28 protein-coding genes are annotated in these 25,908 nt (G+C 57.7%); 14 read left to right on the forward strand and 14 right to left on the reverse strand.

Annotated elements, in window-relative coordinates:
* Positions 1 to 36 precede the first annotated feature (36 nt).
* Positions 37 to 312, reverse strand: coding sequence for a YcgL domain-containing protein (locus tag CBW22_RS13585; protein WP_021510044.1), 276 nt, complete (start codon positions 310 to 312; stop codon positions 37 to 39).
* 153 nt (positions 313 to 465) lie between these two features.
* On the opposite strand from CBW22_RS13585, the gene minC reads away from it, so the two are divergent.
* Genes minC through minE form a run of 3 tightly spaced genes read left to right on the forward strand, consistent with a single transcriptional unit; the run spans position 466 to position 2,292 of the window.
* On the forward strand, positions 466 to 1,173 hold the full coding sequence (minC, locus tag CBW22_RS13590) for a septum site-determining protein MinC (RefSeq protein ID WP_021510043.1): 708 nt from the start codon (positions 466 to 468) through the stop codon (positions 1,171 to 1,173).
* A 33-nt stretch (positions 1,174 to 1,206) separates the two neighbouring features.
* Positions 1,207 to 2,019 (forward strand): septum site-determining protein MinD, encoded by an 813-nt coding sequence (gene minD / locus CBW22_RS13595; RefSeq protein ID WP_021510042.1) that lies wholly within the window; start codon positions 1,207 to 1,209, stop codon positions 2,017 to 2,019.
* 3 nt (positions 2,020 to 2,022) lie between these two features.
* Positions 2,023 to 2,292, forward strand: coding sequence for a cell division topological specificity factor MinE (gene minE, locus CBW22_RS13600; RefSeq protein WP_010616394.1), 270 nt, complete (start codon positions 2,023 to 2,025; stop codon positions 2,290 to 2,292).
* Positions 2,293 to 2,347: 55 nt separating this feature from the next.
* Here the strand turns inward: minE and rnd are convergent, their stop codons facing one another.
* From rnd to CBW22_RS13625, 5 genes are all read right to left on the reverse strand, one after another.
* Complete coding sequence (rnd, locus tag CBW22_RS13605) at positions 2,348 to 3,469, reverse strand: ribonuclease D (RefSeq protein WP_059009717.1); 1,122 nt, start codon at positions 3,467 to 3,469, stop codon at positions 2,348 to 2,350.
* Positions 3,470 to 3,574: 105 nt separating this feature from the next.
* Complete coding sequence (gene fadD / locus CBW22_RS13610) at positions 3,575 to 5,248, reverse strand: long-chain-fatty-acid--CoA ligase FadD (RefSeq protein WP_125310121.1); 1,674 nt, start codon at positions 5,246 to 5,248, stop codon at positions 3,575 to 3,577.
* 208 nt (positions 5,249 to 5,456) lie between these two features.
* The gene (locus tag CBW22_RS13615; protein ID WP_010616392.1) at positions 5,457 to 6,050 is read right to left on the reverse strand and encodes a Slp family lipoprotein; all 594 of its coding nucleotides are present in this window, start codon (positions 6,048 to 6,050) and stop codon (positions 5,457 to 5,459) included.
* Positions 6,051 to 6,110: 60 nt separating this feature from the next.
* Positions 6,111 to 6,812 (reverse strand): tRNA (adenosine(37)-N6)-threonylcarbamoyltransferase complex dimerization subunit type 1 TsaB, encoded by a 702-nt coding sequence (tsaB, locus tag CBW22_RS13620; RefSeq protein ID WP_058781824.1) that lies wholly within the window; start codon positions 6,810 to 6,812, stop codon positions 6,111 to 6,113.
* 52 nt (positions 6,813 to 6,864) lie between these two features.
* Positions 6,865 to 8,775 carry an ATP-dependent DNA helicase gene (locus tag CBW22_RS13625; RefSeq protein WP_058771245.1) on the reverse strand — a complete coding sequence of 637 codons (1,911 nt, stop codon included), beginning with the start codon at positions 8,773 to 8,775 and terminating at the stop codon, positions 6,865 to 6,867.
* Between the two features lie 125 nt (positions 8,776 to 8,900).
* Here CBW22_RS13625 and CBW22_RS13630 point away from each other — a divergent pair, with 125 nt between their 5' ends.
* Entirely contained in the window at positions 8,901 to 9,245 is a 345-nt protein-coding gene (locus tag CBW22_RS13630) for a RidA family protein (protein WP_058757734.1), read from the forward strand.
* A 13-nt stretch (positions 9,246 to 9,258) separates the two neighbouring features.
* On the opposite strand, the gene CBW22_RS13635 is transcribed toward CBW22_RS13630, so the two are convergent.
* Positions 9,259 to 9,444: a YoaH family protein gene (locus tag CBW22_RS13635; protein ID WP_021510035.1), complete on the reverse strand. Its 186-nt coding sequence runs from the start codon at positions 9,442 to 9,444 to the stop codon at positions 9,259 to 9,261.
* Between the two features lie 115 nt (positions 9,445 to 9,559).
* Between CBW22_RS13635 and pabB the strand changes: the two genes are divergently transcribed.
* The 4 genes from pabB (at position 9,560) to CBW22_RS13655 (ending at position 14,835) form a co-directional block, all read left to right on the forward strand.
* A complete protein-coding gene (gene pabB, locus CBW22_RS13640; RefSeq protein ID WP_088516950.1) occupies positions 9,560 to 10,912 on the forward strand; it encodes an aminodeoxychorismate synthase component 1 in 1,353 nt (450 codons plus the stop codon).
* A gap of 1 nt (position 10,913) precedes the next feature.
* On the forward strand, positions 10,914 to 11,483 hold the full coding sequence (locus CBW22_RS13645) for a CoA pyrophosphatase (RefSeq protein ID WP_021510033.1): 570 nt from the start codon (positions 10,914 to 10,916) through the stop codon (positions 11,481 to 11,483).
* A 190-nt stretch (positions 11,484 to 11,673) separates the two neighbouring features.
* The gene (locus tag CBW22_RS13650) at positions 11,674 to 13,038 is read left to right on the forward strand and encodes an L-serine ammonia-lyase (protein ID WP_058774595.1); all 1,365 of its coding nucleotides are present in this window, start codon (positions 11,674 to 11,676) and stop codon (positions 13,036 to 13,038) included.
* A 234-nt stretch (positions 13,039 to 13,272) separates the two neighbouring features.
* Entirely contained in the window at positions 13,273 to 14,835 is a 1,563-nt protein-coding gene (locus CBW22_RS13655; protein WP_088516951.1) for an EAL domain-containing protein, read from the forward strand.
* Between the two features lie 12 nt (positions 14,836 to 14,847).
* Here CBW22_RS13655 and CBW22_RS13660 read toward each other — a convergent pair whose 3' ends face one another.
* Positions 14,848 to 16,416, reverse strand: a complete 1,569-nt coding sequence (locus CBW22_RS13660; protein ID WP_021510030.1) for a TerC family protein — start codon at positions 16,414 to 16,416, stop codon at positions 14,848 to 14,850.
* Between the two features lie 510 nt (positions 16,417 to 16,926).
* Between CBW22_RS13660 and manX the strand changes: the two genes are divergently transcribed.
* From manX to CBW22_RS13680, 4 genes are all read left to right on the forward strand, one after another.
* Positions 16,927 to 17,889, forward strand: a complete 963-nt coding sequence (manX, locus tag CBW22_RS13665) for a PTS mannose transporter subunit IIAB (protein ID WP_088516952.1) — start codon at positions 16,927 to 16,929, stop codon at positions 17,887 to 17,889.
* Positions 17,890 to 17,946: 57 nt separating this feature from the next.
* Positions 17,947 to 18,747, forward strand: a complete 801-nt coding sequence (locus tag CBW22_RS13670) for a PTS mannose/fructose/sorbose transporter subunit IIC (RefSeq protein ID WP_031280203.1) — start codon at positions 17,947 to 17,949, stop codon at positions 18,745 to 18,747.
* 14 nt (positions 18,748 to 18,761) lie between these two features.
* Positions 18,762 to 19,607, forward strand: a complete 846-nt coding sequence (locus CBW22_RS13675) for a PTS mannose transporter subunit IID (protein WP_021510027.1) — start codon at positions 18,762 to 18,764, stop codon at positions 19,605 to 19,607.
* A 92-nt stretch (positions 19,608 to 19,699) separates the two neighbouring features.
* Entirely contained in the window at positions 19,700 to 20,158 is a 459-nt protein-coding gene (locus tag CBW22_RS13680) for a DUF986 family protein (protein WP_021510026.1), read from the forward strand.
* Here the strand turns inward: CBW22_RS13680 and rlmA are convergent.
* The 5 genes from rlmA to CBW22_RS13700 form a co-directional block, all read right to left on the reverse strand.
* Positions 20,155 to 20,961, reverse strand: a complete 807-nt coding sequence (gene rlmA, locus CBW22_RS13685) for a 23S rRNA (guanine(745)-N(1))-methyltransferase (RefSeq protein ID WP_088516953.1) — start codon at positions 20,959 to 20,961, stop codon at positions 20,155 to 20,157. The two genes, CBW22_RS13680 and rlmA, sit on opposite strands and share 4 nt — an antisense overlap.
* 140 nt (positions 20,962 to 21,101) lie before the next feature.
* Complete coding sequence (gene cspE, locus CBW22_RS13690; RefSeq protein WP_021510024.1) at positions 21,102 to 21,311, reverse strand: transcription antiterminator/RNA stability regulator CspE; 210 nt, start codon at positions 21,309 to 21,311, stop codon at positions 21,102 to 21,104.
* An 83-nt stretch (positions 21,312 to 21,394) separates the two neighbouring features.
* Entirely contained in the window at positions 21,395 to 21,469 is a 75-nt protein-coding gene (locus tag CBW22_RS26060) for a DUF2627 domain-containing protein (RefSeq protein ID WP_110866451.1), read from the reverse strand.
* A gap of 539 nt (positions 21,470 to 22,008) precedes the next feature.
* A complete protein-coding gene (locus CBW22_RS13695) occupies positions 22,009 to 23,007 on the reverse strand; it encodes an MBL fold metallo-hydrolase (RefSeq protein WP_088516954.1) in 999 nt (332 codons plus the stop codon).
* 18 nt (positions 23,008 to 23,025) lie between these two features.
* Positions 23,026 to 23,301 (reverse strand): YebO family protein, encoded by a 276-nt coding sequence (locus CBW22_RS13700; protein WP_088516955.1) that lies wholly within the window; start codon positions 23,299 to 23,301, stop codon positions 23,026 to 23,028.
* Between the two features lie 218 nt (positions 23,302 to 23,519).
* Between CBW22_RS13700 and CBW22_RS13705 the strand changes: the two genes are divergently transcribed.
* On the forward strand, positions 23,520 to 23,756 hold the full coding sequence (locus tag CBW22_RS13705; protein ID WP_088516956.1) for a YobH family protein: 237 nt from the start codon (positions 23,520 to 23,522) through the stop codon (positions 23,754 to 23,756).
* Positions 23,757 to 23,796: 40 nt separating this feature from the next.
* On the opposite strand, the gene kdgR is transcribed toward CBW22_RS13705, so the two are convergent.
* A complete protein-coding gene (gene kdgR / locus CBW22_RS13710; protein ID WP_088516957.1) occupies positions 23,797 to 24,588 on the reverse strand; it encodes a DNA-binding transcriptional regulator KdgR in 792 nt (263 codons plus the stop codon).
* 162 nt (positions 24,589 to 24,750) lie between these two features.
* Between kdgR and CBW22_RS13715 the strand changes: the two genes are divergently transcribed.
* On the forward strand, positions 24,751 to 25,908 hold a 1,158-nt coding region (locus CBW22_RS13715), incomplete at its 3' end, for an MFS transporter (RefSeq protein ID WP_088516958.1).

The following is a 25,908-nucleotide window of genomic DNA, read 5'->3' on the forward strand; positions in this document are numbered from 1 at the left end:
ATATTTACAGGATATATTTTTACAGATGAATCTGAATTAAACTTTTTTACCCTGTTCAAGATGAATGTTGAGCAGACTTTCAACCGGTGGTGGGATCTGCAAATAATAACCTTGTTCGCTTAAACCCTGCTTCACTTTATTGATGTCAGCATTGGCCAGCCTGTCGCGCTGGTCGAGCGACAGCACCATCGCCAGCTGCGGTTTGCCAAAGCCGCGCAGCAGTTCTTCCGGGACGCGCGAAAAATCGTCTTTTTTTTCTACATACAGATAAGTCTGGTCGCGTTGCGGGCTTCTATAGATCACACAAAACATATTTTTTACTCGAATTAACTAAGGGCGTCACTTGCCTGAATATAGCAGTAACTATAACATGCTTGCAGAACTTCGAATATTGACCCGCGGGTGTTAATGACGATTTTATCGGCGTTTACTTCAGGGTCGTAAAACAGGACTGAGTCAGGACAGATGTCGCAATCGCCAATCGAATTCAAGGGCAGCAGTTTTACCCTGTCAGTTGTTCATCTGCACCATTCGCAACCCGAGGTGATTCGTCAGGCGCTGCAGGACAAAATCGACCAGGCCCCGGCTTTTCTGCACAACGCGCCGGTGGTGCTGAACGTGTCAGCCCTGAACGGTGACATCAACTGGAAGCAGATGCAGCAGGCCGTCAGCGCCACCGGCTTACGCATTGTGGGCGTGAGCGGCTGCAAAGATGAAGCCCTGAAAAAGATGATTGCCCGCGCTGGCCTGCCGGTGCTGTCAGAGGGTAAAGAGAACCGCAAACGCGCTGATGCGCCCGCGCCGGAGCCGGAAGCGGTCGCGCCGCCGGTCAGCGAACCGGCCAGCAAAACGCGTATCATCAATACGCCAGTGCGTTCCGGTCAGCAGATTTACGCGCGCAACGCCGATTTGATCGTCACCAGCAGCGTCAGCGCCGGTGCCGAACTGGTGGCAGACGGCAACATTCATATTTACGGCATGATGCGCGGCCGCGCGCTGGCCGGTGCCAGCGGCGATCGCGACTGCCAGATTTTTTGCACCAACCTGTCAGCAGAGTTGGTCTCCATTGCCGGCGAATACTGGATCATGGACCAGATCCCGGCGGAATTCTTTGGTAAAGCTGCGCGCCTGTGCCTTAAAGAGGGCGCGCTCACCATCCAGACACTTAATTAGGCCCCTTTTCTTTCGTTAAGGAAATCAACATTTATGGCACGCATCATTGTAGTTACATCGGGTAAAGGGGGCGTTGGCAAGACCACGTCAAGCGCGGCCATCGCCACAGGGTTAGCGCAGAAAGGCAAAAAAACCGTGGTGATCGATTTCGATATCGGTCTGCGTAACCTCGATCTGATCATGGGCTGTGAGCGCCGCGTGGTGTATGACTTTGTCAACGTTATTCAGGGCGATGCGACGCTGAATCAGGCACTGATTCGCGACAAGCGCACCGAGCAGCTTTATATTCTGCCCGCCTCACAAACCCGTGATAAAGATGCCCTGACCCGCGAAGGCGTGGAAAAAGTGCTGAACGATCTGGCGGCAATGGACTTCGATTTTATCGTCTGCGACTCGCCGGCCGGTATCGAAACCGGTGCGCTGATGGCGCTGTACTTCGCGGATGAAGCGATCATTACCACCAACCCGGAAGTCTCTTCCGTGCGTGACTCAGACCGTATTCTCGGCATCATCTCATCGAAATCGCGTCGCGCTGAAAACAGCGAGGAGCCGGTAAAAGAGCACCTGTTACTGACCCGCTATAACCCGGGACGCGTAACGCGTGGCGACATGCTGAGCATGGAAGACGTGCTGGAAATCCTGCGCATTCCTCTGGTCGGTGTGATTCCGGAAGATCAGTCGGTGCTGCGCGCGTCTAACCAGGGTGAGCCCGTGATCCTCGATGCTAACTCTGACGCCGGTAAAGCTTACGCTGATACCGTAGATCGCCTGCTTGGCGAAGAACGCCCCTTCCGCTTTATCGAAGAAGAGAAGAAGGGTTTCCTGAAACGCCTGTTCGGGGGATAACCAATGGCATTACTTGATTTCTTTTTATCCCGTAAGAAGAACACAGCCAACATAGCCAAGGAAAGGCTGCAGATTATCGTGGCCGAACGCAGAAGGGGCGACAGTGAGCCCCACTATCTGCCGCAGCTGAAGCGCGATATCCTGGAAGTGATCTGTAAATACGTGAAAATTGACCCGGACATGGTCACGGTGCAGCTGGATCAGAAAGGGGATGACATCTCTATCCTCGAGCTCAACGTGACGCTGCCGGAGACGGAAGACGTTCCTAAATGATTGTAGCGGGTTCCTGATTTTCCCCTGCGTGGTTGCGCAGGGGAAAACGTTCCGCTTACAGCGTGTGTAAAATCTCGTCGATCCCGGCTTTCAACACCTCACCCCGCCAGCCTGCCAGCAGTTCCGGCGGACGCGTGGCGCTTTTCAGTCCCCAGTGCACGCTCAGCACCTGGTTAATCTGGCGCCGTGATGCTAACAGCTCCTGACTGTAACCGGTCTGCTCACTCACCTGCTGTACCAGTGCTTTAATCGCTTTGAACGCCTGCTTGTAATGCGCGTGGTCAATCAGATTAGGCAACGGCGGCGGTAATGCGGCCTCATCCAGCGCCTGCGCCTCTGCAACCATCGCCACCAGGGCCTTACCGTGGAAGCGGATTTCGTGACCGTTCAGGCCGAGATGATCCAGCTCGCCAAGGCTGCCGGGCATAAAGCGCGCGACTTTCCACAGGTTCTCTTCGCGCACCACAAAATTCACCGCCATGTCTTTCTGCCGGGCGAGGTTGAGACGCCACGCGGCCAGGCGCTGCAGCACCGCCAGCTGGCGCGGACGCAGCTGCCACGCATTGGTGATATCGCGCCACGCCTCTTCCGGCTGCAGTACGTCAAGACGGCGCTGACACAGCGTAGCGCACTCACTCAGCGCCGCCGCCATGTTGCCTGCCGCTTCGGTTTGCGCCACCAGCTGATGGGCGATCGGCAGCAGATAAGCCACATCGGCCGCAGCGTACTGGCACTGCCGCTCGGTAAGCGGACGCGCCAGCCAGTCGGTGCGCGCTTCGCTCTTATCCAGCTCAATCTGGTTGAAATGATTGACCATCGCGGCAAAGCCCCACGACAGCGGCTGCCCGGCGAAAGCGGCCAGAATCTGCGTATCGATCATCGGCTCCGGCAGACAGCCGAAACGATGCAGGAAGACTTCGAGGTCTTCCCCGCCGGCGTGCAGGAACTTGGTCAGCTGACGATCCTGCAGCAGCGCAATAAACGGTGCCCAGTCGCTGATGGTTAACGGATCGATCAGAACCAGTTGCTCGCCATCGAAGAGCTGGATCAGGCCAAGCTGCGGATAGTACGTGCGGGTGCGCACGAATTCGGTATCCAGCGCCACGGCGCGATGCTGACGGGCCTGCTGGCATACGGCGGCCAGCTGGTCATTGTGGTCGATCAGGGTGTAATTCACGTTGTCTTTCTCGCTGCGGCAAACCTCGCACAGCGCTCCATGTTAAAAGCAATAAAAACGCCGGACGGTGCCGGCGTTAACCTGAGCATTCAGCGGAAGCCAGTACTACGCTTCGCGCTTCGCCTCGTCGCGCAATTCGCGACGTAAAATTTTACCGACGTTGGTCTTCGGCAGCTCATCACGAAACTCGATAATCTTCGGCACTTTATAGCCGGTGAGCTGACGGCGACAATGATCCAGCACTTCCTCTTTCGTCAGCGACGGATCTTTTTTCACGATGCACACTTTCACTGCTTCGCCAGAGAGATCGCTCGGCACGCCAATCGCCGCCGCTTCGCGCACCTTGGCGTGCTGCATCAGCACATCTTCGATTTCGTTAGGATACACGTTAAAGCCGGACACCAGAATCATGTCTTTTTTACGATCGACGATGCGGATAAACCCTTCCGCGTCCACGGTAACAATATCACCGGTGTGCAGCCAGCCATTTTTCAGTACTTCCTCGCTGGCATCCGGTCGCTGCCAGTAGCCAATCATGACCTGCGGCCCGCGGATGCACAGTTCACCCGGTTCACCGGGCGGTACGTCGCGATCTTCATCATCGACAATACGCACGTCGGTGGACGGAACCGGCAAACCGATGCTGCCGGTGTGGCAGGTAATATCATACGGATTAACCGACACCAGCGGTGAGCATTCGGTGAGTCCGTAGCCCTCCAGCAGATAGTGCCCGGTGAGTTTCTCCCAGCGCTCGGCCACCGCTTTCTGCACCGCCATACCGCCGCCGGCAGACAGACGCAGCGTGGAGAAGTCCAGCTGGTTAAAATTGGCATCGTTCAGCAGGGCGTTGAACAACGTATTAACACCGGTGATGGCGGTAAAGGGAAATTTGCTCAGCTCTTTAACGAAGCCGGGAATATCACGCGGGTTGGTAATCAGCAGGTTGGTGCCGCCCAGGTCGAGGAACAGCAGACAATTCACCGTCAGGGCAAAGATGTGATAAAGCGGCAGCGCAGTCACCACCTGCTCCTGACCGGCGCGCAGCAATTTACCGTAGGTGGCTTTGGTCTGCTCCAGATTAGCCTGCATGTTGCCGTGGGTCAGCATGGCGCCTTTCGCCACGCCGGTAGTGCCACCGGTGTACTGCAGAAATGCCAGATCCTGATTACTGATCACAGGACGATGATAGCTCATCTGCTCGCCCTGCTGCAGCGCATGACGAAACGGTACCGCCCCTGGAAGATGGTATTTCGGTACCAGCTTTTTCACATATTTAACGACGAAGTTCACCAGCGTGGCTTTCACTGGCGCCAGCTGATCGCCCATGCGCGTCAGCATCACGTGCTTAACCGGGGTCTCCGCGACCACTTTTTCCAGCGTATGGGCGAAGTTGGAGACAATGACAATCGCACTGGCACCGCTGTCATTAAGTTGGTGCTTCAGCTCACGCGGCGTGTACAACGGGTTAACATTCACCACCACCATACCGGCACGCAGGACGCCAAACAGCGCCACCGGATACTGCAGCAGATTCGGCATCATCAGCGCGACGCGATCGCCCTGCTGCAAGCCTAATCCCTGTTGCAGCCAGGCCGCAAAAGCACGGCTCTGCTGCTCCAGCTGGCGGTAAGTCATTGGCTGGCCCATGTTAATGAAAGCCACCTGATCGGCATAACGTTGCGCTGCGTGTTCGAAAAGATCGACCAAAGAGGGATAACGGTCTGCGTTAATTTCCGCTGGTACATCTGGCGGATAGCGTTTCAGCCAAACCTTGTTCAAAGATTCACCCCGATATTCTTGTTGCGTAGCCATCGCCGCCTCTGCAATCAGTGTTGTTAACAATATTTTAACTGATTGTACCAGTTTGCCTGTTCCGGCATTTTCAGGTTGCGAGGCGCATCACTAAATTTCGCGCATCGGTTGCGCGCCCAATAAAAAGGCCCGTTCGCGAGCACCGCGACCGGGCCGTAAAAAAACCTGTTTAGCGCTATTCGGTAAGAATGGTCTCAACCTGCGCCGGACCGCCGGTGTTCATGCCCCAGTAGGGGTTAGGCCCCCAATAGCCGGGATGGCGACGCGTCGGCCCGTACCAAATCCACGGATCGATCGGCTGCGGCGGTGTCATCACCTGCTGAGTCAGATGCCAGCGCTGATAACCGCGCACATCAATCACCACAAAGTTGTAACTGGCTTTGCCAATTTCCCCTTTCTCGGTGCCTTTGATGTTGCCCAACACCGTGACGTACTGATTATTGACGTCGATCGGATCAACAAAACCATGAATGTCCGCGTAAATGCGGCCAATGGAGGCAGCACCGAGGCGCGGTCGCGCGCTGTCATCCAGCGGCTGAGTAGCAATTTCCAGCCGGGTCAGGCCGTTGAGGTTAGTTACCTTCACGACTTTGCCGCCGAAGCGCGACTCCTGGCCGACATACAGCTGCGGCGCATTCATCACGCGTAATAAATCCTGCTGTGGAAGCTGAGAACTCCCTTTAATGGCATCCGGCACTGACACGCAGCCGCTGAGCAACAGCGCACAGGCTAACAGAGCGCCAGACATCCCTTTACGACTAATTGGCATAGCACTTCTCCTGTTATTTCTCCGTTAGACTGAAGGCGCAAAAATAAGTTGCGTGGGCGCCTAGCGTCCCGGCAATTTTTTCCATGCCACTTCATTGCGCAGATAAACCGGCTCAGCATTTTCCACCGCCACGCTATCGCCGCGCTGCCAGGCGCTGAGCGCCAGCGGCAGCATATCTTCTGCGGCAGGCAGCGTGACCGTGGTGGTCAGCAGTTGTGCCCCGGTCGTGCCAGCCAGCAGCTGCGGATAAGCCTGCCAGCCGGTGCCGACAGTGGCCCACTCGCCGCTCAGCTGCGCGATGCGCGCCTGTGCCGCTTCCGGCTTGAGTACGGCTTCGCTCTCAGCGCCCTGCCACTCGCCCTGCTCATCACGCTGATACTCAGCCCAGTAGACTTCACCCATGCGCGCATCAATCGCCGCCAGCACGCGCGTTGCCCCGGTCAAACGCCAGGCACCCTGCGCCATGGTGGCCAGCGAGGATACGCCAATCATCGGCAGATTTGCGCCCAGCGCCAGGCCCTGCGCGATGCCAATGCCGATGCGCACGCCGGTAAAACTGCCGGGCCCGCGGCCAAACGCCAGTGCGTCCAGCGCGCTCAGCGCCAGCGACTGCGCCTGCAGCAATTCCTGCACCAGCGGCAGAATACGTTGAGTATGATCGCGGGGCGCGATTTCGAAGCGGGCATCGATCTGCTGCTGATTCAGCAGCGCGGCAGAACAGGCTTCTGTCGCGGTGTCCAGGGCTAAAATTCGGGCGGACATAACAACCTCAGAGAATCAAAATGGCGCGCATCTTACCACAGCCTGGCACAAATTAGTGCTGCTCTGGCGGACGCACAAAGTCAATCGCACGCTGTAAATCGCGGGTGCGCGGTGTCGGCGGCAGGCTATTAAGGAACAGACCGCCATACGGACGCGACACCAGCCGCTGGTCACAAATCACCAGCACACCGCGATCGTCGGTATCGCGAATCAGACGGCCCACGCCCTGCTTCAGGGTGATCACCGCGTCCGGCAGCTGCACATCGTTGAACGGATCGCCGCCGCGCAGACGGCAATCCTCCATGCGCGCCTTCAGCAGCGGATCTTCCGGCGAGGTAAACGGCAGCTTGTCGATGATCACCAGCGACAGCGCATCACCGCGCACGTCAACGCCTTCCCAGAAGCTGCTGGTGGCCACCAGCAGTGCGTTGCCAGCATCAAGAAACTGTTTGAGCAGCTGGCCTTTGCTGGTTTCGCCCTGCAACAGCACTGGTAAGGTCATGGAGGCGCGGAACTCCGCCGCCAGCTCGCGCATCATTTTGTGCGAGGTGCACAGGAAGAAGCAGCGCCCTTTGTTGGCTTCAATCAGCGGTTTCATCATGCGTGCCAGCTGACGCGCACCGCCAGGATAGTTGGGTTCCGGCATGTTGCGCGGTACGCACAGCAAGGCCTGCTGCGCATAATCAAACGGACTTTCGAGGATCAGGGTGCGGGCATTATCCACGCCGAGCCGGCTGGCGAAGTGGCTCATCTGTTCGTTGACCGCCAGCGTCGCCGAGGTAAACACCCACGCCGCTTTGCGTCCGTCCATCACTTCGCGGAAGCGCTCCGCGACCGACAGCGGCGTCAGCGCCAGCGTAAAGTGCCGGCTGCTGCATTCGTACCAGTAGCTGAAGCCCGGTTCATCAATCGCACGTAAACGCTTGAGCCGGGTGCGATACAGCGCGGCACGCTCGAAGGCAGCATCCAGCAGCGCGGAACGGCCCAGCGACAGCTTAATCACGTCGTAACACAGCTCGAGCGCATCATCCAGCAGCGTAAACATGCGCATGATGTTGTTGTCGCTCAGCAGATCGCGCAGATTGCCGCGAAAACCGGGCTCGCCCAGCGTCAGGCGAAAATCCTGTGCGCACTGCGCCAGCCGGTCGGCGGATTTCTGCAGCTGCTGCACATCGCGCACCTCGGTGCGGTAGGCAAGGATAATGTCTTTGGCGAGATCCTGCAGTTGCCGGCTCGACAGCTGCTGGCCAAAATACTGGCTGGCTATATCCGGCAGCTGGTGCGCTTCATCGAAGATCATCACGTCGGCTTCCGGGATCAGCTCGCCAAATCCCCCCTCTTTGACCACCAGGTCGGCGAGAAACAGGTGATGGTTCACCACCACCACATCCGCATCCATCGCTTTTTTGCGCGCCTTCACCACGAAGCAATCTTTATACAGCGGGCAATCGCTGCCGAGGCAGTTATCGTTGGTACTGGTAACGTAAGGCCAGATCGGGCTGTCTTCCGCGACGCCGGCGCAGCTGCTGACGTCGCCATCAACGGTCTCCGAAGACCAGCTGCGCACGTTAATCAGATCGCCGAGCGCCTGCACGCTGAGATCGCCGCCGGTCTGATTTTGCTGCTCCAGCCGTTCCAGGCACAGATAGTTGGAGCGCCCTTTCAGCAGCGCGGTTTTGCCGCTGAACGCCAGGGCGCGGGCAATGGTCGGCAGATCGCGGTTGTAGAGCTGATCCTGCAACGCTTTGGAACCGGTCGACACAATGACTTTTTTCTTCGCCCGCAACGCCGGTGCCAGATAAGCATAAGTTTTACCGGTGCCGGTGCCGGCCTCGACCACCAGCTCGCCCGCCTGCTGCACCGCTTCGCTCACTGCCTGCGCCATTTCGCGCTGTGCCGCGCGCGGCTTAAAGCCGGGAATCGCCTGCGCTAACGCGCCATCCGCTGCAAAATCGTCTGCCACACATCCTCACCGATTGCTCTTAAAACTACTGTAATTATGTCAGGATTCACCGCAGGCGACCACAACAGATGACAGCCGGCCATGGGATATGGCAGGCTAACGCAGCAAAAATAAAGGAGAACAGCATGACCATTACGCGTATTGATGCCGAGCACCGCATGTCCGAAGCGGTTGTACATGACCAGACCGTGTATTACACCAGCGTGCCGGAGAATCTGGATGACGATGCGGAAGCGCAGACCGCCAACGCGCTGGCGGTGATTGACCGCATCCTGACGCGCGTGGGTTCGGATAAAAGCAAAATTCTCGACGCTACCATTTTCCTGGTAGACAAAGAGGACTTTGCCGCGATGAACCGCGCCTGGGATGCGTGGGTCTCGCCGGGTAATGCGCCGGTACGCTGCACGGTGCAGGCCGGCCTGATGAATCCGCGCTATAAAGTGGAAATCAAAATCATCGCCGCGCTATAACGCTCGCCGGGCGCTATTCGTCGTCTTCGTCCTCTTCGAAGCGCGCCCGAATTGCTTCGCCCTGATGGTTCTGGCGAATTTCCTGCGCCACCTGCGCAATCGCCTGCCCGCTGGACATGCCGCCGGCCATCAGTTCCTGAATACGTTCCACTGCCTGCTGCTGCTGTTCGTGCGATAAAGCCGGAAGACCTGAAAACATGATGCACTCCTGTAATGGGGGGACGCATTATTCCACGCCGAACAAACAGGTGCCAGCAGCAAAAAAATATGCCAGGCTACGCGCCTGCCTGCTGAACTGATTTAGCCAAACGAACGTGAAAACCCTCTCGCTACAGTATACGCCCGATACACTTTTACACCGTTTTTCCACGCTGGCGCACCGTCCGTGGGCGATGCTGCTGACCTCTGGTCACGCCGAGCACGCGGATAACCGTTTCGATATCCTCACCGCCGACCCGCGGGTGACACTGACGACGCGCGGTGACAGCACCGCCATCGACGACGGCACCGGCATCAGCCACTCCACCGCCGATCCGCTGCAGCTGGTGCAGCAGCAACTGGACGCGCTGGGCATCCGGCCGGCGTTTGATGCGAATCTGCCGTTCCAGGGCGGCGCGCTGGGTCTGTTTGGTTATGACCTCGGTCGCCGTTTCGAAACGCTGCCGCAGCGGGCGCAGCAGGATTTACACACGCCGGATATGGCGGTGGGCATTTATGACTGGGCGCTGATTGCCGATCATCATCGCCAGACGCTGACGCTGATTGCCCTGCACGACGCGGAGCAGCGCTGGCAGTGGCTACAGGCGCTGGCGGTGCCGCAGCCCAAACCCTTTGCCCTGACCAGCGACTGGCAGGCCAATATGAGCTATGCGCAGTACGCCGCGCGTTTCCAGGCGGTGCAGGCCTACATCCAGGCGGGCGATTGCTACCAGGTTAATCTGGCGCAGCGTTTTCAGGCCAGCTATCGCGGCGATGAGTGGCAGGCGTTTTTACGTCTCAACCGCGCCAACCGCGCGCCGTTCAGCGCCTTCCTTCGTCTGCCGCACAGTGCCGTGCTGAGCCTGTCGCCGGAGCGTTTTCTCTCGCTGCAGCAGCAGCAGATTGAAACCCGGCCGATTAAAGGCACGCTGCCGCGTCTGGCCGATCCGCAGGCCGATCGGTTGCAGGCGGAGAAACTGGCCAGCGCCGAAAAAGATCGGGCGGAAAACCTGATGATTGTGGACCTGCTGCGTAATGATATTGGCCGCGTCGCCGAGCCGGGCAGCGTCAGCGTGCCGGAGCTGTTCGTAGTGGAGCCGTTCCCGGCGGTGCATCACCTGGTGAGCACGGTGCGGGCCAGACTGCCAGACGCGCTCTCCGCTACCGATTTGCTGCGCGCCTGTTTCCCCGGCGGCTCCATTACCGGCGCGCCCAAGATCCGCGCCATGGAGATTATCGAGGAACTCGAACCGCAGCGGCGCAATGCGTGGTGCGGCAGTATCGGCTACATCAGCCTGTGCGGGCGTATGGACAGCAGCATTACCATCCGCACGCTGATTGCCGAAAATCAGCAGCTGTACTGCGCGGCGGGCGGTGGCCTGGTGGCTGACAGCGAGGCTGAGGCGGAATATCAGGAGACACTGCACAAGCTCAACCGTATTCTGCCCTGTCTGCGTGATGAAGCGTGATATGGAGCTGACGCTGGCGCAGTTTCTCAGTCGCTTTGTGTTGCAGCCGCCGCTGGCGACCGCGCACAGCGTGATCAGCGGACGCCGTGCCGCGGTGCTGGTACCGGTGATTGATGGCGACCAGCCCGAACTGCTGCTGACCCGCCGCTCCGCGCTGCTGCGCAAACACGCCGGGCAGGTGGCGTTCCCCGGCGGCATGATGGATGCCACTGACGATTCGCTGATCGCCACCGCGCTGCGTGAAGCGCAGGAAGAAGTAGGCATCGCACCGCAGCAGGTGCGGGTGGTCGGCGTGTTACCGCCAGTCACCAGCAGTACCGGTTTCGCCGTCACGCCCGTGGTCGGTATCATTCCGCCGCACTTACCGCTGCGGCTCAACCCGGATGAAGTTGAAAGCGCCTTTTCCATGCCGCTCGCAGAGGCGCTGCGGCTGGGGCGCTACAGCGGACTGACGCTGCGCCGCGGTCATCGCCAGCACCAGGTGTGGCTGTCGTGGTATGAAGATTATTTTATCTGGGGCATGACCGCCGGTATCCTGCGCGCGCTCGGCCAGCAGATCGCCCTGCCCTGATCCCCCGTCCCGTTTCACCCTGGCCGAAAAATTGATCCCGTTCACATCCGGGGATACGGATAACTATTTCTGTGGTTTATAATTAGTTTATTTCATGCGAAAAGCTGCTCGCTGCCGCCCGCTGGCGATTACTATTAGCCGCATTAACGGCCTGCGCCGTAGAAAAGAAGATTTGTGAGGAGCGTCACCGGTGATAAGTGTTTTTGACATGTTCAAAGTGGGTATCGGCCCGTCCAGTTCGCATACCGTTGGCCCGATGAAAGCGGGCAAGCAGTTTGTTGATCTGCTGATCGAACAGGGCAAGCTGCAGGACGTGACGCGCGTGGCGGTGGACGTCTACGGCTCACTATCGCTCACCGGTAAAGGACACCACACCGACATTGCCATCATTATGGGTCTGGCCGGCTTTGAGCCTGCCAGCGTCGACATCGACAGCATTCCGGCGTTTATCAAAGATGTCGAAACGCGTGAGCGGCTGCTGCTGGCACAGGGCGCGCGCGAGGTCGACTTCCCGCGTGACGGCGGCATGGTCTTCCGCAGCGAAAACCTGTCGCTGCATGAAAACGGCATGACCCTGTACGCTTTTGCCGGCGATCGTCTGCTTGAGCGCAAAACCTATTACTCGATTGGCGGCGGCTTTATTGTCGACGAAGCGCACTTTGGTCAGTCCGTGCTGGATGAGGTCGCCGTACCCTACCCGTTCCATTCAGCCAAAGAGTTGCTCAGTCATTGCCGCGATACCGGCATGTCGCTTTCCGGGCTGGTGATGAAAAACGAGCTGGCGCTGCACAGCCGTGACGAGATTTACGCCTATTTTGGCAACATCTGGCAAACCATGCAGGCGTGTATCGATCGTGGCCTGAATACCGAAGGCGTGCTGCCGGGCCCGCTGCGCGTGCCGCGTCGGGCGGCGTCGCTGCGACGTTTGCTGGTCTCCTCGACCAAACACTCCAACGATCCGATGAACGTCATCGACTGGGTCAATATGTTTGCGCTGGCGGTGAATGAAGAGAATGCGGCCGGTGGTCGTGTGGTCACCGCACCGACCAACGGTGCCTGCGGCATCGTGCCAGCGGTGCTGGCGTATTACGATCACTTCATCGAAACGGTCACGCCGGATATCTTTATCCGCTACTTCCTCGCCTCGGGCGCGATTGGCGTGTTGTACAAAATGAACGCTTCGATTTCCGGTGCCGAAGTCGGCTGCCAGGGCGAAGTGGGCGTGGCCTGCTCAATGGCCGCCGCTGGCCTCGCTGAACTGCTGGGAGCCAGCCCGGAGCAGGTGTGTGTTGCCGCTGAAATCGGCATGGAACACAACCTCGGACTGACCTGCGATCCGGTCGCTGGTCAGGTGCAGGTGCCGTGCATTGAACGCAACGCCATTGCCTCCGTCAAGGCGATCAACGCCGCACGGATGGCGCTGCGCCGCACCAGCGAGCCGCGCGTATCGCTGGATAAGGTGATCGAGACGATGTACGAGACCGGCAAAGACATGAACGCTAAATATCGTGAGACCTCGCGCGGCGGTCTGGCGATCAAGGTGCAGTGCGACTGACCGGCAACGTCTCATTTCGCTGCTGACAATTGCAGCGATCGGCCATTATTTCTGCAATGGCCTCTACCTCCGCGTTATCAAACCAGATACATTATTTTTGCGCGCGACCTCTACCGGTCGCGCGATTTTTTAGTGCCGCTTTTTTTCTCCAGCCGCGCTAAATTTGGCCGCCGCCATGCCGATAACCTTCACGTTAATTTGGTCTCATTCTTTGTCTTAGCAAGGTGGTTACTGATGCTCCTTCCCCAGCAATTTGTGGGTCAATTTCGCCGTAAGCGCCTGCTTATTGCGTTGGTGATCGCGTCGCTGGTTCTCATTCTTACGCTGACTTTTCGCTACATTGAAGAGAAGTCACGCATTGAGCAGCAGTCCCTTAACTTTGCCACCCGCGCGATTGAGCGCTTTGACCGCATGTTTTCGCCGCTGGACGTCTCCGCCAACAACACGCTGGGGCTGGTGGGCGTGCCCTGCACGCAGGTGCGCTATCCGCTGATTGAGAAGATCGCGGCGCTGCAAACCGTGCGTACCGTGCTGCTGGTGCAGGACGATACCATCTACTGTTCGAGTATTTATGGCCCGCGCCACATCTCGTTCAGCCAGACCTATCCCGAGCTGGCGATCAACAACCAGCGCATGATGCTGTCTACCGACGACTACCTGCTGAAAGGTTCACCGGTGCTGCTGCTGTGGACGCCAAAGTCACTGGATAACCAGGACGGCCTGCTGCAGATCATCAACATTGAACTGATGACCAACTATCTGCTGGAGCCGCAGCTGCCGTGGGTGGAGCGCGCGATCTTTAACGTAGGCGGACAGAGCCTTGAGTACGGTAATCCGCTGATCGAGCATACCGTGCCGTCCGATGACGAAGTGGCGTACGATCAGGCCTCGCTGCGTTATCCCTACAGCATTACGCTGTACGGCCCGTCCCCGGCGCGACTGGCGCTCAATACTCTGCCGTCTCAGCTGCCGCTGGCAGTGCTGCTGAGCCTGCTGCTGGGCTATATCGTCTGGCTGGCCACTGCCAATCGCATGAGCCTGAGCTGGCAAATCAGCTATGGCATCACCGCCAACGAATTTATGGTCTACTGCCAGCCGCTGATCAATGCCCGCAGCGGCGACTGCGATGGTATCGAGCTGCTACTGCGCTGGCACAATCCGCGTCAGGGCTGGATTGCCCCGGACGTATTTATTCCGCTGGCCGAACGCCAGAACCTGATTGCACCGCTGACGCGCTTTGTGATTGCCAGAGTCGTCGCGGAGTTGCCTAATCTGCCACAGTGCCCGGCTTTCCATATCGCGATTAACGTCGCGGCCAGCCACTTCCACGATCGCCTGATTGTTGAGGATTTACAGCGCTACTGGTGGCCCGCCAATCCCCTGCCGAAACTGGTGGTGGAGCTGACCGAGCGCGATGCGCTGCCGGTCATCGACCAGACGGTCGTGGCGCAGCTGCATGAAATTGGCGTGCGGCTGGCGATTGACGATTTCGGTACCGGCCACAGTTCGCTGGCCTATCTGAAAGACCTGAAGCCGGACGTACTGAAAATCGATAAAATCTTTACCGCCGCGATTGGCACTGACGCGATCAACGCCACGGTAACGGATATGGTGATTTCACTGGCGCAGCGGCTGAATATTGCGCTGGTCGCGGAGGGGGTGGAAACCGCCGAGCAGGCGCATTATCTGCGCGAGCGCGGCGTGGATCATCTGCAGGGTTACTACTATGCGCGCCCGATGCCGATTGAGGACTTTCCGCAATGGCTGGCGCAGCATCAGGCGCAGCTGGGCGCCTGATGCCGGACGACATCAGGCGTCGCCCTCTTCCTCGTCATGGTGCGGCTTGTCTTTAGTGACGCGCACCAGATCGATACGGTAATCCGTGGCTTCGATAATCTGGAAGTGCAGCGGTGGCAAATCGATAATCTCGCCCGGCAGCGGCAACTGCCCCTTCTGCTCAATCAGCAGGCCGGCCAGCGACGCGTGATCTTCATCCGGATCGACCAGCTCATGGTGGTCGAGCAGCTGCTGCAGCGAGTGCAGATCGGTACCGCCCTTCACCAGCCAGCCGTCGCCATCCGCCACCACATCCGGCGTTTCGTCTTCGTCCGGGAACTCACCGGCAATCGCTTCCAGCACGTCCAGCGGCGTAATCAGGCCCTGCACCACGCCAAACTCGTTGGTAACGATGACGAAGCTGCCTTTAGCGCGACGCAATACGCCCAGCAGGTTAATCGGATCCAGTGTTTCCGGTACCACAATCGGCGGCGTGTTGGCCGCGAAGGTCGCGACATCCATACCGTGCTCCAGCGCCACCAGCAACTCTTTCGCGCGCACCACGCCGATGATCTCATCCAGCTCGCCACGACACACCGGGAACAGACTGTGAGGCGTATCCAGCAGCTGAATGCGGATCTCATCCAGCGGACGCGAGACGTCAACCCATGAGATATCGCCGCGCGGCGTCATGATGCTGCGAATCGAACGCTGTGACAGCGTCAGCACGCCGTTAATCATGTAACGCTCTTCGTCTTTAAACGCTTCCTGCGGCATCGCTTCGGTCAGCGACGCTTCTTCGGTATGCGCCGGCTGGTTACGCTGGCGCCCGCCCATCAGACGCAGAATCGCTTCGGCGGTACGTTCACGCATCGGACGGTGCGCCTGATGACGGATAAAGTTCCGGCGCGCAATCTGATTGAACAGCTCGATCAGAATCGAGAAGCCAATCGCCGCGTACAGATAACCTTTCGGAATATGGAAACCAAAGCCTTCCGCCACCAGCGACAGACCAATCATCAGCAGGAAGCTCAGACACAGCACCACCACCGTTGGGTGCGCGTTGACGAAGCGGGTCAGCGGTTTTGAGGCCAGCAGCATCACGCCCATGGCAATCACCACCGCCGTCATCATCACCGGCAGATGGTTCACCATACCGACGGCGGTAATCACCGCATCCAGGGAGAACACCGCGTCCAGCACCACAATCTGCGTCACGACCGCCCAGAAGCTGGCATAGGCTTTGTTGCCCTGATGCTCCATGCCACGGTTTTCCAGCCGCTCGTGCAGTTCCATGGTGGCCTTAAACAACAGGAACAAACCACCAATCAACAGAATTAAATCTCGTCCGGAAAAGCTGAAATCGCCTACGCTGAATAGGGGTCGCGTCAGCGTCACCATCCAGGAGATCAGCGACAGCAGGCCGAGGCGCATTACCAGCGCCAGCGACAGACCAATCAGGCGCGCTTTATCACGCTGTTTCGGTGGCAGCTTGTCGGCAAGAATGGCGATAAACACCAGGTTGTCGATGCCGAGCACAATCTCCAGCACGATCAGCGTCAGTAAACCCGCCCAGATTGAGGGGTCGAAGAGAAATTCCATCAATGACTCCTTGCTAAACGTAAGGGCGAACGCAACTGAGCCTGCGCCGGAAGGCGAGACGAGAGAGCGTTAACGGATGAGGCAACACCGGCAGGTGTCAGGGTGCGCGCTGAGCAGCGCGGGGAACAAGTGAAGCGACGTCGGTGACGGTCCATATAGGTGAGCTAAAGCCCGGTACTCCTGAGTAATAAACAGAAAGCTAATGTATCAGTTACATCAACAACGTCAAAAAATTTTCTTACATTTACAAATAACTGCGCCAGCGCAAGAAACTGCTATAAAAATGCCCGTTGCCGCCGGTACGCTCTGAATAGCAGAGCAACGTCACATATTTTATTTTTTCGCTCACTAAAATAAATCGCGACCTTACTGCTGAATCGCGGAATGTTTTGGGCCTTTTCCTGATGACTTTCTTCATTTTAGTCCCGGGCGATCCACAGAAAATAACAACGGTAATTCTCAATGATTCCCGGCCATGGTCGGGAACTCTCATGCGAACGGAGGTAGCAAGTGACCATTGCGCTTGTAATTGGTACACATGGCTGGGCGGCAGAACAGCTGCTGAAAACAGCAGAAATGCTGTTGGGCGAGCAGGAAAATGTCGGATGGATTGATTTCGTACCCGGCGAAAATGCAGAAACGCTAATCGAAAAATATCAGGCGCAGCTCGCCCGACTCGACACGTCGAAAGGCGTGCTGTTTCTGGTGGACACCTGGGGCGGCAGTCCGTTTAACGCCGCCAGCCGCATCGTGGTGGATAAACCGGGCTATGACGTTATTGCCGGGGTCAACATTCCCATGCTGGTGGAAACCCTGATGGGGCGCGATGACGATCCATCGCTGGAAGAGCTGATCCGTATCGCCGTCGAGGCCGGCCGCGAGGGGGTGAAAGCGCTCAAAACCGAATCCGCCGCGCCGGCCGCGGCCGCACCGGCCCCGAAAGCCACTGCCCAGCCGCAGAAACCGCTGGCGCCGGGCGAGCACATGAAAATTGGCCTGGCCCGTATCGATGACCGTCTGATCCACGGCCAGGTGGCCACGCGCTGGACCAAAGAGACCAACGTGACGCGCATCATCGTCGTCAGTGATGAAGTGGCCAACGATCACGTACGCAAAACCCTGCTTACTCAGGTGGCGCCGCCGGGCGTAACCGCCCACGTGGTGGATATCGCCAAGATGATCCGCGTGTGGAACAACCCGAAGTACGGTTCCGATCGCGTGATGCTGCTGTTTACCAATCCGACCGATGTTGAGCGCGTGGTAGAGCAAGGCGTGGATATCAAGTCGGTAAATATCGGCGGCATGGCCTTCCGTCAGGGGAAAACGCAGGTTAATAACGCGGTGTCGGTGGATGAGAAGGACATCGCTGCCTTCCGCAAGCTGAATGAGCGCGGTATCGAACTGGAAGTGCGTAAAGTCTCCAACGACCCGAAACTGAAAATGATGGACCTGATTGCGAAGGTCAATGCCTGATTCGCCTGTGCCTGCGCGCGTGGGCAAAAAGTTCTGATCTTGCTGAGGAAAAATGCAATGGAAATAACCTCGCTACAAATAGTGTTGATATTTATTGTGGCCTGTATTGCCGGGATGGGATCGATTCTCGATGAGTTCCAGTTCCACCGGCCACTGGTGGCCTGTACCCTGATTGGTGCAGTACTGGGTGATATGAAAACCGGCATCATCATCGGCGGTACGCTGGAGATGATCGCGCTGGGCTGGATGAACATCGGTGCGGCAGTGGCACCGGATGCGGCGCTGGCTTCCATCATCTCCACCATTCTGGTCATTGCCGGTGGTCAAAGCGTCGGTGCCGGTATTGCGCTGGCCATCCCGCTGGCCGCAGCCGGTCAGGTGCTGACCATCATCGTGCGCACCATCACTGTCGCCTTCCAGCACGCCGCGGATAAAGCTGCGGAGAAAGGCAACCTGACGGCGATTTCGTGGATCCACGTCTCTGCCCTGCTGCTGCAGGCGATGCGTATCGCTATCCCGGCGCTGATTGTGGCGGTCTCGGTCGGTACCAGCGCGGTGCACAGCCTGCTGAGTTCAATTCCGGAAGTGGTCACCAATGGTCTGAACATCGCCGGCGGCATGATCGTGGTGGTCGGTTACGCGATGGTAATCAACATGATGCGTGCTGGTTACCTGATGCCGTTCTTCTATCTTGGCTTTGTCACCGCCGCGTTCACCAACTTCAACCTGGTGGCGCTGGGCGTGATTGGCGTGGTAATGGCGGTGCTGTATATCCAGCTGGCGCCAAAATACAACCGCGTCGCAGGCGCTGCCTCGGCGGGCCCGGCTAACAACGACCTCGACAACGAACTCGACTAGGAACAGGTGACATCATGGTAGATACAACCAATACTCCAAAGAAACTCACCCCCGGTGACGTGCGCGGTGTGTTCCTGCGCTCCAACCTGTTTCAGGGTTCGTGGAACTTTGAACGCATGCAGGCGCTGGGCTTCTGCTTCTCAATGGTGCCGGTGATCCGTCGCCTGTATCCGGAAAACAACGACGAGCGCAAGCAGGCGATTAAGCGACACCTTGAGTTCTTCAACACCCATCCTTACGTGGCAGCGCCGGTGCTCGGCGTGACCATGGCAATGGAAGAGCAGCGCGCCAACGGTGCAGCGATCGATGACGGTGCCATTAACGGCATCAAAGTGGGTCTGATGGGCCCGCTGGCTGGCGTGGGCGACCCGATTTTCTGGGGGACCGTGCGTCCGGTATTCGCCGCACTGGGTGCCGGTATCGCGATGAGCGGCAGCCTGCTCGGTCCGCTGCTGTTCTTCTTCCTGTTTAACATTGCGCGCATGCTGACCCGCTATTACGGCGTGGCTTATGGCTATCGCAAAGGGGTGGATATCGTCAGCGATATGGGCGGGGGCTTCCTGCAAAAACTTACCGAGGGGGCATCAATACTCGGCCTGTTTGTCATGGGAGCGCTGGTCAACAAGTGGACACACGTCAACGTGCCGCTGGTGGTATCCCGCATCACCGACCAGACCGGCAAAACCACGGTCACCACCGTGCAGTCGATTCTCGACCAGCTGATGCCCGGCCTGATTCCACTGCTGCTGACCTTTGGCTGTATGTGGCTGCTGCGCCGTAAAGTTAACGCGCTGTGGATCATCGTTGGCTTCTTTGCCATCGGTATCTTTGGTTACTGGATCGGCCTGCTCGGTCTGTAATCTCACCGCCGGGAGTCAGACTCCCGGCGTTTTTTGAACGGCGTGACCTGAGCGCCAACGCTGAGGTCACTTCGGTTGAGGAAGAAGCCTGTATGTCACTGACTGACGCCCTGATTGCCCTGCTGATCGCCGCTCTCGCCCTGTTTGCGATTTACGACGATGTCATCCTGCCCCGCCGCAATGGACCGACCCGACTGCGCGTCACCCTGCGCCGCCGCCATAAAATCGACAGCGGCATCTTTATCGTGCTGCTACTGATTCTGCTGTGGAACAACGTCAGCCATCATGGCCCGCAGCTCACCACCACTTTGCTAATGGTGCTGTGCTTTATGGCTATCTGGCTGTTCTGGATCCGCAGCCCGCGGCTGCTGATGAAAAATGACGGCCTGTTTTTTGCCAGCGTGTGGATCGATTACCGGCGTATTCAGAGTATGAACCTGTCAGAGGATGGCATTCTGGTAATGCAGCTGGAGCAGCGTCGCCTGCTGATTGCGGTGAAACAGCTCGACGACCTGGAGAAAATCTATCATACGCTGGTGGAGGCGCGTTAAACGCGCTGCCACAGCGTCAGGGTGAAATCCGCGTCACAGCTAAAGGTGGCGCTGGAGGCCAGCTGCTGCCACACCGCTTCACGCGCACGCCAGGCAAAGGGGGTCATCTGCAGCAGGCTCACCGCTTCCGCCCCGTTCAGCGTCATCGTGTAGTGAAGGTTTTGCTGATCGATCTGCTCAAATCCCGCATAGTTTTTCTCTTCCGCCGTGTGCAGCTGCACTTCGCGATAGATCAACGCTTTAAACTGCTGCAGATGGTGCGGCCCCGGCGTCACCGTCAGTAAATAGCCGCCGGGCCTGATAACGCGGCTCAGCTCCTGCTCGTTACAGGGCGCGTAAATGCGCACGATGGCGTCCAGTGAACCATCAGCAAACGGCAGGCGCTGGCTGGAGGCGACACAAAAGTTAACCGCGCGATAGCGCTTTGCCGCCATGCGCACCGCGGCTTTGGCCACATCCAGACCGTACAGCTGGCTGTCGGGCAACGCGGCAGCCAGGGCGGCGGTGTAATAGCCTTCGCCACAGCCGATATCCAGCAGCTGCGCGGGCCGGTTCGTGAGCGGCTGAGCCAGACGTTGCACCACCCGATCGCGCAGCGGCTGATAGTGTCCGGCATCCAGAAAGGCCCGGCGCGCCTGAAGCATCTCTGCGCTGTCGCCCGGTTCCCGTGAACCTTTGTGCTGCACCGGCAGCAGGTTGACGTACCCCTCTTTCGCCCGATCGAACTGATGACCGGACGCACAGCGATAACTGCTGGCGTGCAGGTGCAAAGCGAGGTGGCAAAGTGGGCAAATCAACGACATAGATAACTCCGGGTTAGCGATTCGCGGCGCAGTTTACCCTGATCATCCGGTAACAGAAAGGATAAAGAAAAGCCCCGCTCATTGAGCAGGGCTTTTAAGATTCGATTCAGCGGTGCATGACACCGAGCCTGAGTACGAAATCAGATAGCAGTAACGTTAACTGCTGCCGGGCCTTTCTGGCCGTCCTGAATTTCAAACTCAACTTGTTGACCTTCGGCCAGGGTTTTAAAACCGTTGCCCTGGATAGCAGAGAAGTGAACGAACACGTCTTTGCTGCCGTCAGCAGGAGTAATAAAACCAAAACCTTTAGACTCGTTGAACCACTTAACCTGACCTTTAATCTTTGCCATTTTTGCAAATTCCTTAGAGTGTTTATATTGCCCGCAGGCAGTCTTACAGAGAAACCAGAGACATTACTGAATGAGGCACTAATTTAAGGTTCGGCAAGGAAGCGGTATTCAACGTCAACGTCTTTACTCGTAACTTCTTTACTGAAGATGCCATACATAAACAGAACTGTACCTCGTTTGACCCACGATTCGTTATCACATATCCGCTAATTAATGGCAAGCCATTTTTAAACAGTGATCGACATGCCGCACATAATTGCCTGAAACCGGCAGCGAAAGGTGGATAACGTTATTGACAGCAACGCCTCGGCGTGTGCAAAAAAAGTCTATGCGTCAGTATAGTTAGCGCCAGACTCGCGTTTCGTCAAGCGCAGCGGTAAACGCTGCTTTTTCACATTTAAACTGAATAAGTTTAGGCAAAAAATATTGCATTAATATGGCACAGATAAGCTATTTCACTGGCCGTTGTGCAATGAGCGACATAACTGCGCAGCGCTCAAATCTTGTACAACAAATTCCTGACAGTACAAGTTAAAAATAGTTTTGCACCAAAATCAGGAAAATATAATCGCCGTTGCCCCAAATATAGGCAGACTGCACGCTGGCATTTATCTCATTTTTTTCTAAACACCCAACAATTAAATGTTAAAAAGCGCGGAAGCCGCTGGCATTTAACAAAAATGGCTTAGGATAAATCTTAATCGTAATTCATCAGGCTGCGGCTCTCGCCAATTCGCCATGGGGCAAAAGGCGCATCGACCTCGCCCGCCTGCAGCAATGCTTGCGCCAGCACCGTCGGCGGATCGTCAAGCGACTCGTCCGCCAGCTCAAATACGCCCCAGTGAATGGGAATCGCCAGCGGTCGCCCTATCTGCTGCCAGAGCTGTACCGCCTGATCCGGGTCCATGTGCTGGCCGCGCATGAACCATTTTGGTGCATAGGCACCTATCGGCAACGCAGCCAGATTAAACGGCCCCAGACGCTGCGCGATGGCAGAGAGATTATCGCTGTAGCCGCTATCGCCGGAGAACCAGAAATTGAGCTGCGCATTACGCACTACCCAGCCGCACCACAGCGACCGGTTGCGATCCCAGAAGGTGCGCATGCTCCAGTGGCGCGCGGGAACGGCTGTGAAGCTGATGTCGTCCAGTTGCACCTGCTGCCACCAGTCCAGTTCGGTGACGGTGCGCACGCCACGCCGGCGACACCAGTCGGCCATCCCCAGCGGCACCAGAAAGTGCGCGGCAGGAAAGCGGCGGGCGATGCGTTTCACCGTAGGCCGATCAAGGTGGTCGTAATGGTTATGCGAGATCAGCACATAATCAAGATGCGGCAGCTGCGCCACGCTGATCGGCGCCGGGGTTTTACGCTGCGGCCCGGCAAACTGCAGCGGCGAAGCGCGTGTCGACAGCGCCGGGTCGATCAGAATATAGCGCTGATTGAGACGCAGCAGCAGCGCGGCATGGCCCAGCCACCAGACACGGTCATCTTCACCGCTAAGGTCGGCCTGCTGGCACCAGCTGGCGGTAAAGGCCGCATAGCCGGACTGCGGTGGCAGCGGCAGATTCTGCTGCTTACGCTCGCGCCGCCAGCGCTGTAGATCGCCAGGCTGACGCAACTCCTCTTCCGGGTTACGAAAGCCGTGCGGCGTATGATGGGCCAGCGAAGCGTCATACCAGGGATTTTGCCAGGCCATGGCCTCTCCGTTGTGTGCTTAACGTTCCGGAATCAGGCGAATAAAGTCGCGCTTATCCCCGGCATCCTGCTCATCCTGCGCTTTTTCGGCCACCGGCTGCGCCTCAGCGATACGGCGCAGCAGCGCGTTCTGTTTCTTTTGCTCTTCCAGCAGCGCTTCCAGCAGCTGAAGCTGTTCACTGGCGCGCACGCTGGCCCGGTTAACAAAAAACCAGGCAATAAAGGCCACAATCACAATGATGGCCAGCACGCCATAGTTAAACAGCGGACCGGTACTGGCGACTAATTCGTTCATAACTGCATCAATCCTCAAACATCATTCAGGTACATCGCCGCTGATTCTACTCGTTGCGCGCGGAAAAGATATGGTTGCGGAGATAAAGCAGATTATCCCGCCTGCGTGCCGCTTTCAGTTATCTCTGATCGATCCGGCGAGAAAAGCGAGGCATGCTGCTACTATAGAGTTCGCAGCAATGCGGGAACAGCTGCGTTATGTAACACAAGGAGATAAAAATGAAACTACTGATTCGTGCGGTGATGGTACTGGCTGTCTTGTGGCTGGCGATGCTGTTTACCGGCTACGGCGTGTTAACCGGCAGCAATAAAAACGCAGCCGGGCTGGGCTTACAGTGCAGCTACCTGACCGCGCGCGGCATGATTACCGCACAGTATCTGCACACCGACAGCGGCATTGTTGGCGTCACCGATTGTCCGCTGCTGAAGAAAAGCGGCGAAGTGATCGACAACTAAGTTAAGCCGCCTGCCGGGCTGCACGTCAGCCCGGCAGGATTCAGAACGGATAGTCGTAATAACCCATTTGCTCCGACACCCTACGCGCAGCACGGTGCAGCATCGCCACATACTCTTTTTTTGCCGGCTCGGAGAAGCGCACCGTCGGAAAAGAGAGACTCATGCCGGCAATCACCACGCCGAAGCGATCAAATACCGGTACCGCCAGACAGCGAATCCCCGCTTCCTGCTCTTCATTATCCTCACCAAAGCCCTGTTGCCTGACCTGATCCAGCACCGGCAGCAGCGCCTGCGCGCTGACGATAGTGTTAGCGGTACTGCGACGGAATTCCACTTCACGCAGAATGTCGTTCACCTCCGCGCGCTCACGCCACGCCAGCAGCACTTTGCCGATGGCGGTACTGTGCAGCGGATTACGCCGGCCGATGCGCGAATACATGCGCAGGTTATACAGCGAGTCAATCTTATGGATATAGACGATGCTGTCTTCTTCCAGCGCGCCGAGATGAATGGTCTCTTTGGTCTGGCGCGACAGTTCGCGCATCTCCACATCGGCGCTGCGAATTAAATCCACGTTCTGCAGCGCGTGCGCGCCAAGTTCAAACAGCTTGAGCGTGAGCGAATATTTTTCGCTCTCGCCCTCCTGCGCCACGTAGCCGAGCGATTTCATGGTCTGCAGAAAGCGGTAGACCGTGCTTTTCGACATCATAACCCGCTGCGAAAGCTCGGTGATGCCGTGATCGCGCTCTTCGCCCAGCGCCTGCAGAATGCCAAACACTTTCATCACTGATGATACGGCATCCGGCTGTTTATCGTTATCGCGGCTCGCCATGCGGGACTTCCTTAACGCTTTTGCAAAAAACGCCAGTATAGAGGTTACAGCCGGACGGCGGCAACGACACATCCACTTGTAATTTTTGTCCATTAATGCGGTGATTTCAGGCAGAAAATTGATTAGCATGATGATATTCACTTACTTCACTTCTCCCTGTTTATGTCTCCTACCGTGTCTCAGGATGGATTACCCGTTCCACAGCGCTACGGCGCAATAATTACCATTGCGCTTGGCATCATGATGGCGGTGCTGGACGGCGCCATTGCCAACGTGGCGCTGCCGACCATTGCGCGTGAGCTGAACGCCAGCCCGGCGGAATCGATCTGGATCGTCAACGCCTATCAAATCGCTATCGTGATTTCGCTGCTGTCGCTGTCGTTTCTTGGCGATATGTTCGGCTACCGGCGCGTCTATCAGGTCGGGCTGGTGCTGTTTGTGTTCACCTCGCTGTTCTGCGCCCTCTCCTCGTCGCTGAATATGCTCACCGTGGCGCGCGTGCTGCAGGGCTTCGGCGGTGCGGCGCTGATGAGCGTCAACACTGCGCTAATCCGTATTATTTACCCGCAGCGCTTCCTGGGACGCGGCATGGCCATCAACTCGCTGATCGTGGCCGTCTCCAGCGCCGCCGGTCCCACGGTGGCGGCCGCGATTCTCTCAATCGCCAGCTGGAAATGGCTGTTCCTGATTAACGTGCCGCTCGGTGTGGTGGCGCTGTGGCTGGCGCTGCGCTTCCTGCCGGATAACACGCAGAAAGCGAAGCAGCAGAAATTTGATGTGCCGAGCGCCATCATGAATGCGCTGTTTTTCGGCCTGCTGATTTCAGCGCTGACCGGCTTCGCGCAGGGAGAAAATGGCTGGCTGATTGCGGGTATGCTGCTGGCGCTGCTGCTGATCGGCGTAGTGTTTGTGCGGCGTCAGCTGGCGATGCCGGTGCCGCTGCTGCCAGTAGATTTGCTGCGCATTCCGGTGTTTTCGTTGTCGATCGGTACTTCGATCTGTTCGTTCTGCGCACAAATGCTGGCGATGGTGTCGCTGCCGTTTTTCCTGCAAAACGTTCTGGGCCGGGATGAGGTCGCAACCGGCCTGCTGCTGACGCCGTGGCCGCTGGCTACCATGGTGATGGCACCGATTGCCGGCCGCCTGATCGAGAAGTTTCATGCCGGGCTGCTGGGTGGGCTGGGGCTGGCGCTGTTTGCCGCCGGGCTGTTTCTGCTGGCGCTGCTGCCTGCACAACCCACGGATGCCGATATTATCTGGCGCATGATGCTGTGCGGTGCCGGCTTCGGGCTGTTCCAGTCACCCAACAATCACACCATC

Source organism: Pantoea sp. VS1 (assembly GCF_002207995.1).
Taxonomy (GTDB): Bacteria; Pseudomonadota; Gammaproteobacteria; order Enterobacterales; family Enterobacteriaceae; genus Pantoea; species Pantoea dispersa.